Raw genomic sequence first — 15,309 nt, forward strand, 5'->3', positions numbered from 1 at the left:
GGAGGTCGGTCGACCCGGCGCAGGGGCTGTTCGGGGTCAGGTCCGCCCGCCGCGAAGCTGGAGCCGTCTGCGGGTCGGCTCTGCCCGCTCCGTCACCCGTTGTCAGTGCTGCCCCGCACAATGGATCCCGCACCGCGAAATGTGAGCGAAGGGCGGCGTGACCCGTGAGCGTGTGGGACGACCTGGTGGGACAGGTGAGGGTGAGTGAGCAGCTGGGTGCTGCCGCTCGGGACGCTGATGCCCTCGTCACCGCCGCTGCCACCGACGCGCCGCCCCCCGAGGCGTCCAAGATGACGCATGCCTGGTTGTTCACCGGGCCGCCCGGAGCGGGCCGGAATCAGACGGCGCGGGCCTTCGCCGCCGCGTTGCAGTGCGTCAGCCCTGACAGGGCGCTGGGCGGCGCCCCCGGATGCGGCTTCTGCGACGGGTGTCATACGGCACTGGTCGGCACGCATGCCGACGTCACCACCGTCGCCGCCGTCGGCGCCCAGATCCTCGCCGACGACATGCGGGACACCGTCCGCAAGTCGTTCACCTCCCCGGCGAACGGCCGCTGGCAGATCATCCTGGTCGAGGACGCCGAGCGGCTGAACGAGAAGTCCGCCAACGCCGTGCTGAAGGCAGTGGAGGAGCCCGCCCCCCGCACGGTCTGGCTGCTCTGCGCTCCTTCCATCGAGGACGTCCTGCCCACCATCCGCTCCCGCTGCCGCCACCTGAACCTGAGCACGCCCTCGGTGGCCGCCATCGCCGACATGCTCGTACGGCGAGAAGGCATCGACCCCGAGATCGCCGCCGCCGCGGCCCGTGCCACCCAGGGCCACGTCGACCGGGCCCGCCGCCTGGCCACCGACCCCGCCGCCCGCGACCGCCGGGCCGCCGTGCTCAAGCTGCCGCTCCGGCTCGGCGAGGTCGGCGCCTGCCTCAAGGCCGCCCAGGAGCTGGTGGACGCCGCCGCCGAGGACGCGAAGCAGCTTGCCGAGGAGATGGACGCCAAGGAGACCGAGGAGCTGAAGACGGCGCTGGGCGCGGCCCAGGGCGGCAGGATGCCGCGGGGCACGGCGGGCGTGATGAAGGACCTGGAGGACAAGCAGAAGCGGCGCCGTACGCGCACGCAGCGCGACAGCCTCGACCTCGCCCTGACCGACCTCACCGCCTTCTACCGTGACGTCCTCGCCCTGCAGCTGGGCTCCCGCGTGGCCCTCGCCAACACCGATGCCGAGGACGCCTTGGAGCGCCTCGCGGGCGACAGTTCCCCGGAGTCCACACTCCGCCGCATCGAGGCGATCGCCGCCTGCCGCGACGCCCTCGACCGCAACGTGGCGCCGCTGCTGGCGGTGGAGGCGATGACCATGGCACTCAGAGCGGGCTGAATCGCCGGGCCGGCCGCCGCTCCCGCCACCTTCGCCCCCGCCACCCCCACTCCCGCCGCCCCGGGCAGGCACGCGCAAGTGATCAACAGGAGGTTGACCCACGTAACACGTACGAGCCGCGACGTGCACGCACAGCATCCGAACCACTGCACAGAGTTACGCTCGCCAAATGCACACCAGGCGCAGCTCTCCAGTCAGCCCAGACCCAAGCCCCAGCGGGCAGGGCCCACGCAACCGCCGCTCGACCCCACGGCGGGCCGGCACGTTCGGCACCCTCATCGCCGTTGCCGCACTGCTCGTCTCCGCCTGCTCCTCCGGTGGGGCGCCCGAGGCGACGATGAAAACCGGCAGCCCGGCGGCCGGGGCGGCGCTGGCCGCGCTGCCGAGGTCGACACCGGCGGCGCTCACGCCGTACTACGCACAGAAGCTGACCTGGCACAGCTGCGGGGTGCCCGGCTTCCAGTGCACGACCTTCAAGGTGCCGCTGGACTACGCCAAGCCGGACGGCGGGGAGACCCGTCTCGCGGTGGCCCGCAAGAAGGCGACGGGACCGGGCAAGCGGCTCGGGTCGCTGCTCGTGAATCCGGGTGGACCGGGCGGTTCGGCGATCGGCTACCTCCAGCAGTACGCGGGGATCGGCTACCCGATGGAGGTGCGGGCCCAGTACGACATGGTCGCGGTCGACCCGCGCGGCGTCGCGAGCAGCGAGCCCGTCGAATGCCTCGACGGCCGTGAGATGGACGCGTTCACGCAGACGGACTTCACGCCCGACGACGCCAAGGAGACCGGCCGGCTCGTCAGCGCGTACAAGAAGTTCGCTGAGGGCTGCGGAGCGGACGCGCCCGGCCTGCTCCGGCATGTCTCCACCGCCGAGGCGGCCCGCGACATGGACCTCCTCCGGTCGGTGCTGGGGGACGAGAAGCTGTCGTACGTGGGGGCGTCGTACGGCACCTTCCTCGGGGCGACGTATGCCGGGCTCTTCCCGGACCGGGTGGGCCGGCTGGTCCTGGACGGCGGCATGGACCCGTCCCTGCCCGCCCGCCGGATGAATCTCGACCAGACGGCGGGCTTCGAGACGGCGTTCCAGGCGTTCGCGCGGGACTGCGTGCGGCAGCGGGACTGTCCGCTGGGCACGAAGGCGAACGAGGTCGGCAAGAACCTCAACGCCTTCTTCGAGAAGCTCGACGCCCGGCCGATCCCGACCGGCGACACGGCCGGCCGTGAGCTCAGCGAATCCCTCGCCACCACCGGCGTGATCGCGGCGATGTACGACGAGGGAGCCTGGGCCACCCTGCGCGACGCCCTGTCCGCGGCGACGCGGGAGAAAGACGGCGCGGGCCTCCTCGCCCTCTCCGACAGCTACTACGAGCGCGACTCCGACGGCCGCTACACGAACCTGATGTTCGCCAACGCGGCGGTCAACTGTGTGGACCTCCCGGCGGCCTTCTCCACCCCCGAGGAGGTGCGCGCAGCCCTCCCGGCCTTCGAGAAGGCGTCCCCCGTCTTCGGCAAGGGCCTCGCCTGGGCCACCCTGAACTGCGCGTACTGGCCGGTGGCACCGACCGGCGAGCCGCACCGCATCGAGGCGAGGGGCGCGGCCCCCATCGTCGTGGTCGGCACCACCCGCGACCCGGCCACCCCCTACCGCTGGGCCAAGGCCCTCTCCCGCCAGCTCTCCTCGTCCCGCCTGCTCACCTACGACGGCGACGGCCACACCGCGTACGGGCGGGGCAGCTCGTGCATTGACAGGACGATCAACGCGTATCTCCTCCGGGGGACGCCCCCCGCGCGTGACAAGCGCTGCTGACGGCTGCGTGATCGGTGGTACCGGGCCCCGGAGCGCCGCGCTCCGGGGCCCGGGGGAGGGCGGCGTAGGCCTGCGGAAGGGCCGCGGAGGGCCGGGTGGGGGGCGGTACGGAGCACCCTCAGAAACTGTGTAGACTTACCGACGTTGCTGATCGCACCATAGTGCGGACAGCGCGCCGCCTTAGCTCAGATGGCCAGAGCAACGCACTCGTAATGCGTAGGTCTCGGGTTCGAATCCCGAAGGCGGCTCCGGCAAAGGCCAGGTCACATATTTCGTGACCTGGCCTTTTGTGTTGGTCGGGGTTCACGCGTCACACGGTCGGAGTGCCGCGAACTGGCCTGCGCGAGCCAGTGGCCTGGGGCCTGCCCTCCCTGCCGGCCCTGGCGTTCAACGCCCAGCAGGTGAGATGCCCTTGAACAGGCCGAAGGGCTTAAAGGATCATGGCCGCTCATTGTGTCGTCAGCTAAGGGGGCAGAGCGAGTGGGCGAGCAGTTACCCAGACTGAGGCCGGTCCTTGAGTCGATACCTGGCTACCGGCCGGGGCGCTCCGTGGCGTCCTCCGGCGCGCGGGCCGGCGCCGTGTACAAGCTGTCCTCCAACGAGAACCCCTTTCCGCCGCTCCCTGGCGTACTGGAGCGGGCGCTCGTCGGTGCGGACAGCGTCAACCGTTATCCCGATCTGACCTGCGGGGAACTCGTCCGTGAGCTCTCCCGGTACCTCGACGTGCCGGAGTCCCACATCGCGACGGGCACGGGATCCGTGGGCGTCACACAACAGCTGCTTCAGGCAGTCGCCGAGCCGGGGGACGAAGTCCTTTATGCCTGGCGGTCGTTCGAGGCGTATCCGGTGCTCACGCAGATCGTGGGGGCGGACTCCGTGCGGGTCCCGCTCACCACCGGGGCGGCGCACGACCTCGCCGCGATGGCCTCCGCGATCACCGATCGCACCAGGCTCGTCTTTGTCTGCAACCCCAACAATCCCACCGGAACCATCGTCCGCCGAGCGGAGCTGGAACGCTTCCTCGACAGAGTTCCCCCTGACGTGCTGGTGGTTCTCGACGAGGCATACATCGAGTTCGTCCGAGACGACGACTTTCCCGACGGGATCGAGGTGTACCGGAACCGCCCCAATGTCTGTGTCCTGCGCACCTTCTCCAAAGCGTTCGGGCTCGCCGGTCTGCGAGTGGGCTTCGCCGTGGCACACGAACCTGTCGCGGTGGCGCTGCGCAAGACGGCCGTGCCGTTCGGGGTGACCCGGTTCGCACAGGACGCGGCCATCGCCTCACTGCGGGCCGACGGCCTGATGCGGGAACGGGTCGCCGCGCTCGTGGCCGAGCGGGACCGGGTGACGTCGGCGCTGACCGAGCAGGGATGGACTGTGCCTCCGTCCCATGCCAACTTCGTGTGGCTTGCCACCCGCGAGCGCACGGCTGCCTTCACCCAGGACTGCGACGACGAGGGAATCCTGGTGCGCTCGTTCGACGGCGAAGGCGTGCGGATCAGCATCGGGGAGCGCACCGCGAACGACCGCTTCCTCTTCGCAGCGAAGCGTTTTCGCAAGGAGACGTTCGGCTGACGCACGTGGAGCGAGGACTTGGTCGCCGCGTCGGACGCTCTTGAGGTAGTCCTTGGCGGCGCCATCGTCTGCCGGTCGCCGGAGGCGAGGCGGTTCTGCCGGCCTGGGTGGATCCTGCCGCGCGGAGGTGGCGGACGACTCGCTGCCGACCGGCCCGCGTTCGGTCAACCCTCGGCCGGCGCCATCCGGCGTCGGACGGCGCCGCGCAGGGCCCACTGCCCGGCGGCCGCCACACCGCACAGCGCGGCGCACGTGTACCAGAGCACGGGGGCTCCTGCCTCCAGCAGACGGGTGCCGCCGAGCGGCGCTGTGAACGATCCGAGCCCCCAGGCCAGTCCGTACAGGCCGTTGTACCGGCCGCGCAGGTCCACCGGTGCCAGGTCGGCGACCAGGGCGGAGCCGAGCGAGGTCAGCAGGACCTCGCCCACCGTCCAGACAGCGACCGCGCCGGCGTACCCGGGTGTGGTGGACACCCAGGCCGTGGCGGCGTTGCCGACGCCCATCAGCACCATGCCGAGGACCAGCCCGTGAGTGCGGTCGACATGCCCGAGCCGGTGTCCCATCAGCGGTTGGAGCACCACGATGGTCAGCCCGTTGAGGGCCATGACCAGGCCGTACGAGGACGTGGGCAGGCCATGCCGCTCCATCGCCAGGGGCAGGGTGGTCAGGGCCTGCATGAAGACGAAGGCGCACAGCAGGGTCAGGAGCACGAAGATGACCATCACCTGATCCCGCAGGGCGTCGGTGGCGCGCCCCTGGCCGACGCTGGTCTGCCGGGCGGGCCCTTCCGGCACCCCCCGCCAGACGAGCAGACCGAAGACGGCGCAGCTCAGCGCGTCGATCCAGAACAGCGTGAGGAACCCGTCCCTGGCCAGTGCCCCCCCGAGAGCCATGGACAGGGCGAAGCCCAGGTTCACCGCCCAGAGCAGCATCCCGAAGGCCCTGGGGCGCCCCTCGGGCGGGAACAGGTCGGCGACGATCGCCTGGGACGCGGGCCGGAACAGGTCCAGGGCGACGCCGAGAAGGAACACCACCACGACGATGACGGCGGTGCTTTCGGCATAGCCGAGGGCCAGCATGAGCGCGCCCGTGGCCAGCATGCCGCCGCTCAGCGCGACCCGACGGCCCCAGCGGTCCGTGATCAAACCGCCGATCGGCTGGGAGAGCACCCCCCCGATCCCCAACACCGCGAGAACGGCACCGACCTCCGTGGCGGCCAATCCCCGCTCGCGACTCAGATAAAAGGAGAGAAAGGGGATGACCATCGTGCCGAGTCGGTTGATCAGGGTTCCTGACCAGAGAATCCAGAAAGGTCCGGGAAGGCCACCGAATCTGGCCTGAGTCATGGCTGAAAACCGCTCGAATGTGGCGGGATTTCGCTTGGTCCGCATGGGTGGAAATCTTCGCACGATAGTGACTCGACTGTCGACGTCGACTGCTGGCGAGCGGCATTCCGGATGGTGAGATGCCAGGTTGACAGGCCTTATGGGGCAGTGAAGGATGCATATTGTTCCGACAGGTACGGGGGAAATAGTGGGAACCAATTCTTACGCGTCTGGGAAGCCGCATGTCGTTCTCGTGGATACCTATGAGACGGCATCGCACGGCGTTCCGCAGACCGCTCGCCATATAGCGCCGGCATTTAGACGGGCCGGATTTCCCTGCGTACGGATCCAGAGTTCTGCCGAGCCGCCCGCCGTGTACCGGTCGTCGCGCCCGACGCTGGAGAACTACGCGGCGAATATCGTGCACGACGGTGATCTCGACCAGACCCTGAAGGAACTCGCCCCGTACCGGCCGGTCGCCGTGATGGCCGGCGGCGAGTACGGAGTGGCTTTCGCCGACGTCCTGAGCGAGGCTCTCGGACTGCCGTCCAATGGCACCCGGCTCAGCGAGGCCCGCAGGGACAAGGCCGCGATGGCCGAGGCCGCACGCGCCGCGGGCCTGCTCACAGCACGGCACCTGCGTGCCGAGAACGAGGCCGAACTGGTGGACTGGCACCGGGAGATCGGCGGCCGGATCGTCGTCAAGCCGATGCGCAGCGCGGGCGGGGACGGCGTCTCGTTCTGCGACACTCCGCAGGAGTCGGCCACGGCCTTCCGTCGGCTCATCGGGTCCGACGACATTTTCTCCGCACCCAATACGGCGGTCCTCGCCCAGGAATACCTGGTGGGTACGGAGTACATCGTCAATACGGCGAGCCTCGACGGCCATCACCACGCTGCCGAGATCTGGCGCAGCTCCCGGTACTCCGTCAACGGGATCACGGACCTGTCCGGCGCGTGCTACATCGTGCCGCGCCGGGGCGAGGATCAGGATGCGCTGGTCCAGTACGCCTTCGACGTGCTGGACGCGCTCGGCATCCGGTACGGCGCGGCGCATGTGGAGCTCAAGATGACCCCGCAGGGCCCCTGTCTCATCGAGGCGGGCGCCCGGCTGTCCGGCGGCGACCTGCCGTACTACGCCCAGCTGGCCACCGGCGAGTCCCAGCTCGATTGGGCCGTTGACGCCTATGTCCGCCCCCGGCGCTTCCTCGCTCGCCGGGGCGAGCCCTACGCGATTGACCGGTTCTTCGCCTGGGTGGCGCTCATTTCCCCGGTCGCCGGAAAGCTTGCGGGCTACCCCGACCTCGACCGGATCAAGTCGATGGAGAGCTTCCGGGAAGTCTGGGAGCTCGTGCGGCCGGGTGACCGGATCGTGCCGACCATGGACGACACGACGTATCCCGTGATCGTCAATCTGATGCATGAAGTGGAAGAGATCGTCCACCGTGACATGGGGACGATTCGATATCTCGACGGGGTGGGTTTCTATGAAATCGAGCAGTGATTATTCCCTCTTCCTCTCGTATGTGAGAGAGAGCTGACCGTGACTGCACAGATCGATGCACAGATCGATGGTTATGAGCAGGCGGCAGCATTTTCCACGGAAATCACCCCGGCCGTTCGTTACCGCTCCGCCGCTACACTCGCGGACGATCCCGCAGGTCTGACCTGTAGCGTCACCGTGGGAATGCGGTGGGCAGCGGCACACGGACGAACGGGCCGGCTGTTCGGCTACCCGTCCTTCGAACTCGCCGCCACGTCGGTGAAGGACGGCCGGCACGACGCGCTGCTCGTCGCCGGCGCGTACCCGGAGATCCGCTCCTTCTTCTTCGACCCGCAACTGCGCGCGGTGGAGGCGTTCGTCAGCACGCTGCCCGACATGGTCCTTGCCGCCCCGGAGGAACATGCAGCCCTCCACCGCTTCGACACGGTCCACTACCACCCGGCGACCCGAGTCCTGTTCGAGGCCGGTGTCCAGAGCCGCACGGACGACGCGGTCCAGGCCACCTCCAACAGCGCGGCCTGCCGTGGCGCCCTGGAGAATCCCCGTACAGCGGCCGCCATAACCAATCAGACCTGCGCCGACCACTACGGTCTCAAGACCATCGAGGTGCTCTCGGCCGGTACGCCGATGAGCTTCGTCGTGTTCGAGCGGAGGGAACAGCAGTGACGTCCGACCTTCTTCGCACGGCCATCGCCGTCGACAAGTCGATGGACGCGGGAGCGGTCGCCAATGCCTCCGCGATCGTCATGGGCCAGCTGGCCCGCCTCGACGACCGGATCTACGCGGACGACGTACGCGACGCCGACAGCGCGTTGCACGCCGGCATCCGTTTCAACACCCTGGTGCTCTCCGGCCGGAGCGGTCACCTGACCGCTCTTGCCCAGGCTGCCCGGGCCGAGGGACTGCCCACCGTGCTGTTCACGGCTCAGGGCCAGTCCCTCAGCAACTCCTTCGACGCCTACCGTGACCTGGTCGCCCGAGCGGCGCCGGGCGAACTGGGCGTCTGCGCGGTCGGTGTGGTGGGGGAGCACGAGCTGGTCCGCACTCTGACCAAGCGCTTCAGCGTCTACCGCGGCTGACGCTCCGTCGAACAGATCGATCCCTGACCTTTTGGGCCGCGGTTCGTGATGCCGCGGTGTGTCCCCGGAGGCCTGCGGCGGCAATGCTGCTGCGGAAGTTGGCGGACCGTGGCCCGGGGGGCACGACAGGATGGACCCATGAAGCTCACCAAGAATTCCCACGCCTGTGTCCGCCTGGAGAAGGACGGCCGAGCCCTTGTCATCGATCCGGGCGGGTTCTCGGAGCAGGACGCCGCGCTCGGCGCCGACGCGATCCTCGTAACACACGAGCACCCCGACCACTTCGACGAGGCACGGCTGCGCGCCGGCATGGAGGCCAACCCCGGCGCGCAGATCTGGACCCTGAAATCGGTCGCGGAGCAGCTGACCGCCGCGTTCCCGGGCCGTGTCCACACCGTCGGCCATGGCGACACGTTCACCGCAGCGGGATTCGACGTCCAGGTCCACGGCGAGCTGCACGCTGTCATACACCCGGACATCCCGCGCATCACGAACGTCGGCTACCTAGTACAGGGCGACGACGTCGGCACGGTCTTCCACCCCGGCGACGCCTTCACCGTCCCCGACCACCCGGTCGAGACGCTGATGCTCCCGGTGCAGGCTCCCTGGAGCAAGATTTGCGAGGTCATCGACTACGTACGCGAGGTCAAGCCGCGCCGTGCGTACGACATCCACGACGCGCTCCTGTCCGACCTGGCCCGCCCGATCTACGACCGGCAGATCGGTGGGCTCGGCGGCACGGAGCACCTGCGCCTGGCCCCGGGCACCTCGGCCCAGCTCTGAAGTCCTGTCAGACTCCGAGGTCGTCAATGAAAGCGATCTTCGGCAGTTCCAGCGGGTAGAGGCGTGACCTCTCGATGGCGATCCAATCAATCAATGATTCGATTGATTCAAGCGCGTCATCGGGATCGGTCAACTCGGACATGAGCGCCAATATGTTCCGCGCGGCTGCCGCCTTTTCGGGATAATACTCTCCGAAGAGGTCGCAGCACATGTTCGGGTCGCGCGTATATTCTTGCTGCCGTTCGGCAACCAATTCCAGGCCGGCGCGCAGTACTCGCTTCACAAGTCGCAAAATGAGCGTTTGCGCAAAAGCCTCGGTGGCGCCGTCAACGGCGCCACGGACCGTTTTGAGATCGAGTTCGAGATTAAACAGATGGCTGAACGCTTCCGCATCAATCGGATAGGGGGCGATCCGCGTCGCGAAGTCTTCTCCGTACACCAGAGCCGATTGCGTCTTGATGTAGAAGCCGCTTTTTCGGTCCGTGAGTATTGTTGTCGCCGATGTTATGGCGAGGTCGATGTCGACGACGGTCGAGTGTCGGCTGCGCGTACGATCCGCGGCCTCCTGCATCCACACCCTGTCGAACGCGTGCTCCTGGTGCGTCACGGCTATGAGGTCAATGTCCGAACGTCCCCACACGGCTGTTCCGGTGGCCACTGATCCTCTGATGTAAACGCTGGCAAGATCTTGGTAGCGTAACCTGCATTCATCCACCAGACTCTCGATGAGGGGGCGCCATTGCGGCCCCACCTTCTCGGCGTCGGCAAGATTTATCAGATGGCCGTCAGAATCAAGGGGAATGAACACTAGTCAATCCTCGCTGTGAGCAACTGGCCAGCTGTGGCTGTCACCTCGAGAAGCCGGTCGTTCTCCGCTGCGGTGCCTATGGTTACGCGGGCAGCTTCGGGAAAGTCGCGTATGAGGACCCCGCCGGCCTTGCAGTGCGCCGCAAAGGCAGCGGGATCCGCCATGGGGAGCCAGAAGAAATTCGCCTGAGACACTGGGGCCCGGGGTGCAAGTGCCTTGAGCGCCGGGTACATCCGGGCGCGTTCCGTGGTGATGAAGTCGACGCGGCGGCGTACCTCCTTCTCCTGGTCGAGCGCGGCGAGCGCGGCTACCTCGGCGAAGGTGCTTGTGGCAAAAGGGGCCAGGAGCTTGCGCATGGCGGTGGCCACTTCCGGCGCGGCGGCCAGCCATCCCAGGCGCAGGCCGGCCAGGCCCCACGCCTTTGACATGGTGCGGAGGATGACTACGTTGCGCCGGTCGCCGTACTCGACCAGCCCGTCCGGGACGTCGGGGTCGGTGACGAACTCGCCGTATGCCTCATCCAGGACGACCAGGACCGATTCCGGGACCGAGTCGATGAACTTCGTGAGCTCTGCGCGGGTGACGGCGGTGCTGGTGGGGTTGTTGGGATTGCAGATGAGCGCCACACGGGTGTCGGCGGTGATCGCCGCCGACATTGCGTCGAGGTCCTGACGGAAGTCGGCGGCGCAAGGCACCTGTACGGGACGTATGTTGCCGCCCACCGCGGCGACCGGATATGCCTCGTAGGAGCGCCAGGGGAAGACGAACTCCTGGCCGGGTTCGCATACTGCCTTCAGCAGCAGTTCGAGGAGATAGACGGAGCCGAAGCCGGTCACGATTCGATCCGGTGTCACACCGTGGCGGTCGGCCAGGGCGTTGCGCAGGGCCACGGCCGCCATGTCCGGATAGCGGTTGGAGCCGTCGGCGGCGGCGATGATGGCCTCGAGGACACCGGGCAGAGGGCCGAAGGGAAGCTCGTTGAGCGCGAGTCTTGCAGCGTCGGGTGCCTGCGGGGCACCGCTGCTGTCGAGCGGGATGGGGCTTGGCAGGTAGGACGGCAAGGCGTCCAGTTCCGGCCGGGTGAGCTGCGCTTTCAACGGTCCTCCTGAGACGGGTGAACTCCGGTGCGATGGGCGGGTCGCTGAGGGCAGCGAGGTCAGACCGGAGTGGGCACAGGCACCACGGGCATGCGGGACGCCTCGGTGGTCCACGCCCCGTCGACGTGCTCGATGTAGTCGTAGAGGGGCTGGAACTGCACGCGTGCGCTTTCTTCGGATGCCACATAGCGCTGTGTCTTGAGGGCGACGTCGTGCGGAATCGGCTCCAGCGGCCCGAGCCCCGCCGACAGCACCTGCGCCTTGCACGCCCTTTCCAGGGTGATGTAGCGCCAGGCCGCCGCCTCCACCGAGGCCCCGACGGTGAGCAGGCCGTGGTACTTGAGGATCAGAGTGTTGAGGTCGCCGAGCGCCTCGGCGGTTGCCCGGCCGTCCTCGAACGTGTGGGGCAGGCCGCCGAACTCGTGATCAACCGCCTGGTCCTGGTAGAAGGCGCAGGTGTCCTGGCTGGTGACGGGGAGGATTCTGCCGGTGCTTGCCCAGATGCGTCCGTATGTGGAATGGAAGTGCGCCGAGGCCACCACGTCCGGTCGTGCGGCATGCACGCTGGAGTGCAGCACCAGGGCACCTATGTTGACCGGGTGGCGACCCGCCAGCACGTTGCCCTCGTAGTCGAGCAGGACGAGGTCGTCGACGTCGACCATCGACAGATGGACCCCGACGGGGTTCACCCAGAACGCGTTCTTCACTTCCGGGTCCCGGCAGGCGAAGTGCCCGGCGAAGCCCTCGCCTTCGTCGTAGCCCCAGCGTGAGAAGAGGCGGAGTGCGGCGATCAGCTGGGTCAGCCGGTGCTGCCGCTCCTGAGCGATCGACCGAGTGATCTCGGGATCGTCAGTACCGTTCACCAGGACGATCGAGCCCTTCATCGTGTTATCCCGTCGTTGTTGGATGGATTGCCGAGGTGGAACGTGCGGCCCGGCCGGGAGGGCGTGATCGTCGTGGGACGACCGACGCAAGGGGTGGGCGCGAGGCGGCGAGCCGTTGCCGGAGCAGCGAGGGGCGGGGTTGGGGTCCGGCGCCCCGCCATCCGGCCGGCGCTTGAAGCCGCAGGGTCATGGGGCGTACCGAAGCGTCGGCCGTCTCGTATGCGTGCCGTCCCGGGCTGTGGCCACAAGGGAAGGGAGCTCGCCATAACGGGGCCGGCAACGAGCGCATCACCGGCCTGATGGAGGTCGGTTCTCTCGAAGTTCCGGTGCTTCTTGGCCAGTTGAGAGGTGACCGGGCTCGACGGAGCCTCGGCCCCGTCGGGAGGGCGGCTCAGCTGGTCGAGACGTTCGCGAAGATCTCGGGGAAAGCGTCGACGAGGGCCTGCCTCATGGCCAGCTGTACCGTCTCGAAGTCGCCGTCGCCCGGGACCGAGACGAAATCGGTGAACTCGGGGAGGTCGAGGTACGCGGCCCGGAAGGTCTCGAGGAACTCCGGGTCCTCCTCGTCGATTCCGCGCACATTGATGCGGCGAACCGCTTCGGCCGGAGAGACGTCCAGGAAGATCGTGAGATCCGGCTTGGGCGCTCCTCCGAGGAGCCTTCGCAGGAAGTCGACGCTGCCGACCCCCTCGGCCTTGGCCAGGGCGTACTGACAGTAGACGAAGCGGTCGACGATCACGACGTCCGGGGATGTCGTGAGGTTCTCCGCGAGAGCGGTGACCCGGGCAAGCTGGGAGCAGGAGGAGACGAGGCGCATGGTCTCGCCGCCGATGAGCTCCAAGTGGTCTGCGAGCCCCTCCTGTTCGGCGATGAGGTTGAGTGCCTTGCGTACGGGGGCCATGGTGAGGCTCCGGTGCGCTTGGCCCGGAACGCCTTGTGAGCGGAGCCATTCGCCGAGCATGCGCACCTGGGTCGACTTGCCGGCTCCGTCCAGGCCCACCACGGCCACGAGGCGCCCGGTTCTCGATCCTGGCCCCGCAGGGTTTTGCTGTGCGCGCACTTGTACCGCCTAGTGAAAGTGTTCCGTCACCAAATACTGATCGGCCTGGTGTGCGGCTTTCGTGAGGGAAGGCGAGAACCAAGGATGCGGATACCTGTGAGGTGAATCCATGGTTCTGAAGTCGTGTCCCCCCGCCGACACCTGAGTGAACCTAGATCCTTACGAGCGACGTTGTAAACCGATTACCGGATGGCGTCTCGGTTAATGAGACGCGGATGGCCGAGAAGTGGTGTCTCGATCTGATTGTTTTCTTGATTTCTGCTGGCCAGGCGCCATCTGAACGGGAGGTGTGCGATAGCGGCGGTGTCGGTGGAGCAGCAGATGGGGGGCTATGTGCGGGCGGCAGATCTATGGGAGGAACTCGCCCGTTTTGTTGGGGAGTTGGGGGCTGTCGGTCAGCGGACGGCAGCCGACACGCCTAGCTGTGGAAGTGTGTTGACGGCTAATGCCGGGTCTGCTTAGTGTGCTCCCTCGTTGCTAATCTCGGCGGCGACCCGGGTGAAACGTCTCCGTTTTGCCGTCTGCCGCCTTGGATTCTTCTATTCCGGATTCTCGCAGCGCCGCGAGAGGCCGCTCCAGCCATCGCCTTTTAAGCAGCGTGGCTATCTTCACGAGCATCTGGTCCGTCGATTTGAGGGTGGCCTTTCCGTGTCTGAGTACTTCACTAGGAGTTGCATTGACAGCGCAGTTGCCCGTTGACGACGGGGGAGTTGGCGCGGCCGTCGCCCGGCGTCTCGTCCTCGCCGATGCCGCCTACCAGTACACGCTCGCGCCGGTCGCGGACGCGCCCGTACTCGTGGCGGAGCTCGCACCCGAAGAAGGTGCCGGCACGAGGGCCGTGGAGTACCTGCGCCAGGGGGACACCGTCGCCCGAGCGGTAGCGGTACTCGAGGCCACGGATGGGGCCAGGGCGCTCGCCCTGCCGGCCGAGCCCCTGGCGACGTGGGCCGGTACAAGGCTCGACGAGGCTTTCACGAACCACCTGCGCACCGCCTTGGCGGCGTCGGGCCAGGCGCCGGATTCCGGTGCCACGGACGAGGCGCTCGCGGCGCTCGGTCCGGTCATGCTGCTCCGTACTCACGCCGGCGGGCAGCAGCCGTATACGGAAGTACTGATGTGTACCCGAATACGTGCCATCGGGGCGCTGTTCGTCCGCGTCGCCCAGTTCGACCATGCAGCCGACGTCGGCCTGGGTGAGCTCGTGACGGCGGCGTTCAAGCACCGCACCGAACTCGAGGACTTCGTCCGCATCGAGGGCAACGCCTATCTGGGATACGAGAAGGACATCGAGATCGAGGAGAAGATCACCCTCGTCGACGACGCCTCCATCTGGCCCCTCACCAAGAGCATGTGGACGGCCGTTGAGAACGGGGACTTCCCCGGGTTCGTCACCGACCCCGGATACGAGCTGAGCCGCTGGCACTTCGTGCAGTACAACTTCGAGGTGCTCGCGCCGGACGACGAGGTCGGCCATTACGCATTCCAGGAGCGTGCGGACGGCACGTACCGGCTCAAGATGAAGAAGTTCGCGAAGGACTCCCTGCGCCGGGTCGAGACCTTCCGCAACGGCCTGGAGATTCCGGGCGCCGACTTCGAGGGCTACCTGGCCCGGGAGTTCCCCGACCTGAGCTTCAGGCGACTGCCGGGGCTCCGGCGTACGAAGTTCGACATCAACGTCCAGTCCCTCACCACCGGGCACTGCTTCGGCATCGAGACGGACGAGATCACCCTCAGCGACGGCTCCGGGCGCAAGATGCGGCAGGTGGAGACGGAGTACCTGGAGACCCGCCGGCACTCCGGCATGGACGGGTCGTCGATCGACACCGAGCTGGGCCGTCTGACCAGTCTGGTCGAGGCGCATCTGGCGGGCCTCGGCATCGCCGCCAACCGTGGCCTCTACTCGAAGTTGTCCTTCCTGCGCGACTGTTCGCAGCCCGCCGACCGCTGACGGCCATGGAGCCCGCCCGCGGGACAGATCGCGGCGGCCGTGACCGCCTCCTCCCTCAGAATCCGGCTG

Annotated in this window: 13 protein-coding genes and 1 tRNA gene; 9 read left to right on the forward strand and 5 right to left on the reverse strand. The window is 67.7% G+C overall.

From position 1 onward, the window contains the following. Positions 1–164: 164 nt before the first annotated feature. The 4 genes from ACZ7M7_RS35770 (at position 165) to hisC (ending at position 4,752) form a co-directional block, all read left to right on the forward strand. Positions 165–1,370: a DNA polymerase III subunit delta' gene (locus ACZ7M7_RS35770; protein ID WP_472124267.1), complete on the forward strand. Its 1,206-nt coding sequence runs from the start codon at positions 165–167 to the stop codon at positions 1,368–1,370. A 169-nt stretch (positions 1,371–1,539) separates the two neighbouring features. Then, complete coding sequence (locus tag ACZ7M7_RS35775) at positions 1,540–3,177, forward strand: alpha/beta hydrolase (RefSeq protein WP_472124270.1); 1,638 nt, start codon at positions 1,540–1,542, stop codon at positions 3,175–3,177. Positions 3,178–3,351: 174 nt separating this feature from the next. Beyond that, positions 3,352–3,425, forward strand: a tRNA-Thr gene (locus ACZ7M7_RS35780). Positions 3,426–3,657: 232 nt separating this feature from the next. Beyond that, on the forward strand, positions 3,658–4,752 hold the full coding sequence (gene hisC / locus ACZ7M7_RS35785) for a histidinol-phosphate transaminase (RefSeq protein WP_472124273.1): 1,095 nt from the start codon (positions 3,658–3,660) through the stop codon (positions 4,750–4,752). Positions 4,753–4,916: 164 nt separating this feature from the next. On the opposite strand, the gene ACZ7M7_RS35790 is transcribed toward hisC, so the two are convergent. Beyond that, on the reverse strand, positions 4,917–6,161 hold the full coding sequence (locus tag ACZ7M7_RS35790; RefSeq protein ID WP_472124277.1) for an MDR family MFS transporter: 1,245 nt from the start codon (positions 6,159–6,161) through the stop codon (positions 4,917–4,919). A gap of 169 nt (positions 6,162–6,330) precedes the next feature. On the opposite strand from ACZ7M7_RS35790, the gene ACZ7M7_RS35795 reads away from it, so the two are divergent. The 4 genes from ACZ7M7_RS35795 (at position 6,331) to ACZ7M7_RS35810 (ending at position 9,443) form a co-directional block, all read left to right on the forward strand. Then, the gene (locus ACZ7M7_RS35795; protein WP_472124280.1) at positions 6,331–7,581 is read left to right on the forward strand and encodes an ATP-grasp domain-containing protein; all 1,251 of its coding nucleotides are present in this window, start codon (positions 6,331–6,333) and stop codon (positions 7,579–7,581) included. 183 nt (positions 7,582–7,764) lie between these two features. Then, complete coding sequence (locus ACZ7M7_RS35800) at positions 7,765–8,247, forward strand: hypothetical protein (RefSeq protein ID WP_472124283.1); 483 nt, start codon at positions 7,765–7,767, stop codon at positions 8,245–8,247. Then, positions 8,244–8,660, forward strand: coding sequence for a DUF2000 family protein (locus ACZ7M7_RS35805; protein ID WP_472124285.1), 417 nt, complete (start codon positions 8,244–8,246; stop codon positions 8,658–8,660). The genes ACZ7M7_RS35800 and ACZ7M7_RS35805 overlap by 4 nt, the downstream gene beginning before the upstream one ends. A gap of 138 nt (positions 8,661–8,798) precedes the next feature. Next, positions 8,799–9,443, forward strand: coding sequence for an MBL fold metallo-hydrolase (locus ACZ7M7_RS35810; protein ID WP_472124288.1), 645 nt, complete (start codon positions 8,799–8,801; stop codon positions 9,441–9,443). A gap of 7 nt (positions 9,444–9,450) precedes the next feature. Here ACZ7M7_RS35810 and ACZ7M7_RS35815 read toward each other — a convergent pair whose 3' ends face one another. The 4 genes from ACZ7M7_RS35815 to ACZ7M7_RS35830 all read right to left on the reverse strand — a co-directional run bounded on the left by ACZ7M7_RS35815 (position 9,451) and on the right by ACZ7M7_RS35830 (position 13,292). Further along, complete coding sequence (locus tag ACZ7M7_RS35815; RefSeq protein ID WP_472124291.1) at positions 9,451–10,251, reverse strand: nucleotidyltransferase domain-containing protein; 801 nt, start codon at positions 10,249–10,251, stop codon at positions 9,451–9,453. Beyond that, positions 10,251–11,348: a histidinol-phosphate transaminase gene (locus tag ACZ7M7_RS35820; RefSeq protein WP_472124293.1), complete on the reverse strand. Its 1,098-nt coding sequence runs from the start codon at positions 11,346–11,348 to the stop codon at positions 10,251–10,253. Before ACZ7M7_RS35820 ends, ACZ7M7_RS35815 begins: the two co-directional genes overlap by 1 nt. A gap of 59 nt (positions 11,349–11,407) precedes the next feature. Continuing rightward, positions 11,408–12,232, reverse strand: a complete 825-nt coding sequence (locus ACZ7M7_RS35825) for a class II aldolase/adducin family protein (RefSeq protein ID WP_472124296.1) — start codon at positions 12,230–12,232, stop codon at positions 11,408–11,410. A gap of 391 nt (positions 12,233–12,623) precedes the next feature. Further along, complete coding sequence (locus ACZ7M7_RS35830) at positions 12,624–13,292, reverse strand: dTMP kinase (protein ID WP_472124299.1); 669 nt, start codon at positions 13,290–13,292, stop codon at positions 12,624–12,626. Positions 13,293–13,968: 676 nt separating this feature from the next. On the opposite strand from ACZ7M7_RS35830, the gene ACZ7M7_RS35835 reads away from it, so the two are divergent. Beyond that, positions 13,969–15,240, forward strand: coding sequence for a hypothetical protein (locus ACZ7M7_RS35835; protein WP_472124302.1), 1,272 nt, complete (start codon positions 13,969–13,971; stop codon positions 15,238–15,240). Positions 15,241–15,309: the final 69 nt, after the last annotated feature.

Source organism: Streptomyces sp. NPDC111606 (assembly GCF_055656945.1).

Coding starts and splice junctions, on each gene's coding strand:
- ACZ7M7_RS35775 (WP_472124270.1), top strand. CDS start 1,540: ATGCACACCAGGCGCAGCTCTCCAGTCAGCCCAGACCCAAGCCCCAGC.
- ACZ7M7_RS35810 (WP_472124288.1), top strand. CDS start 8,799: ATGAAGCTCACCAAGAATTCCCACGCCTGTGTCCGCCTGGAGAAGGAC.
- ACZ7M7_RS35825 (WP_472124296.1), bottom strand. CDS start 12,232: ATGAAGGGCTCGATCGTCCTGGTGAACGGTACTGACGATCCCGAGATC.
- ACZ7M7_RS35800 (WP_472124283.1), top strand. CDS start 7,765: ATGCGGTGGGCAGCGGCACACGGACGAACGGGCCGGCTGTTCGGCTAC.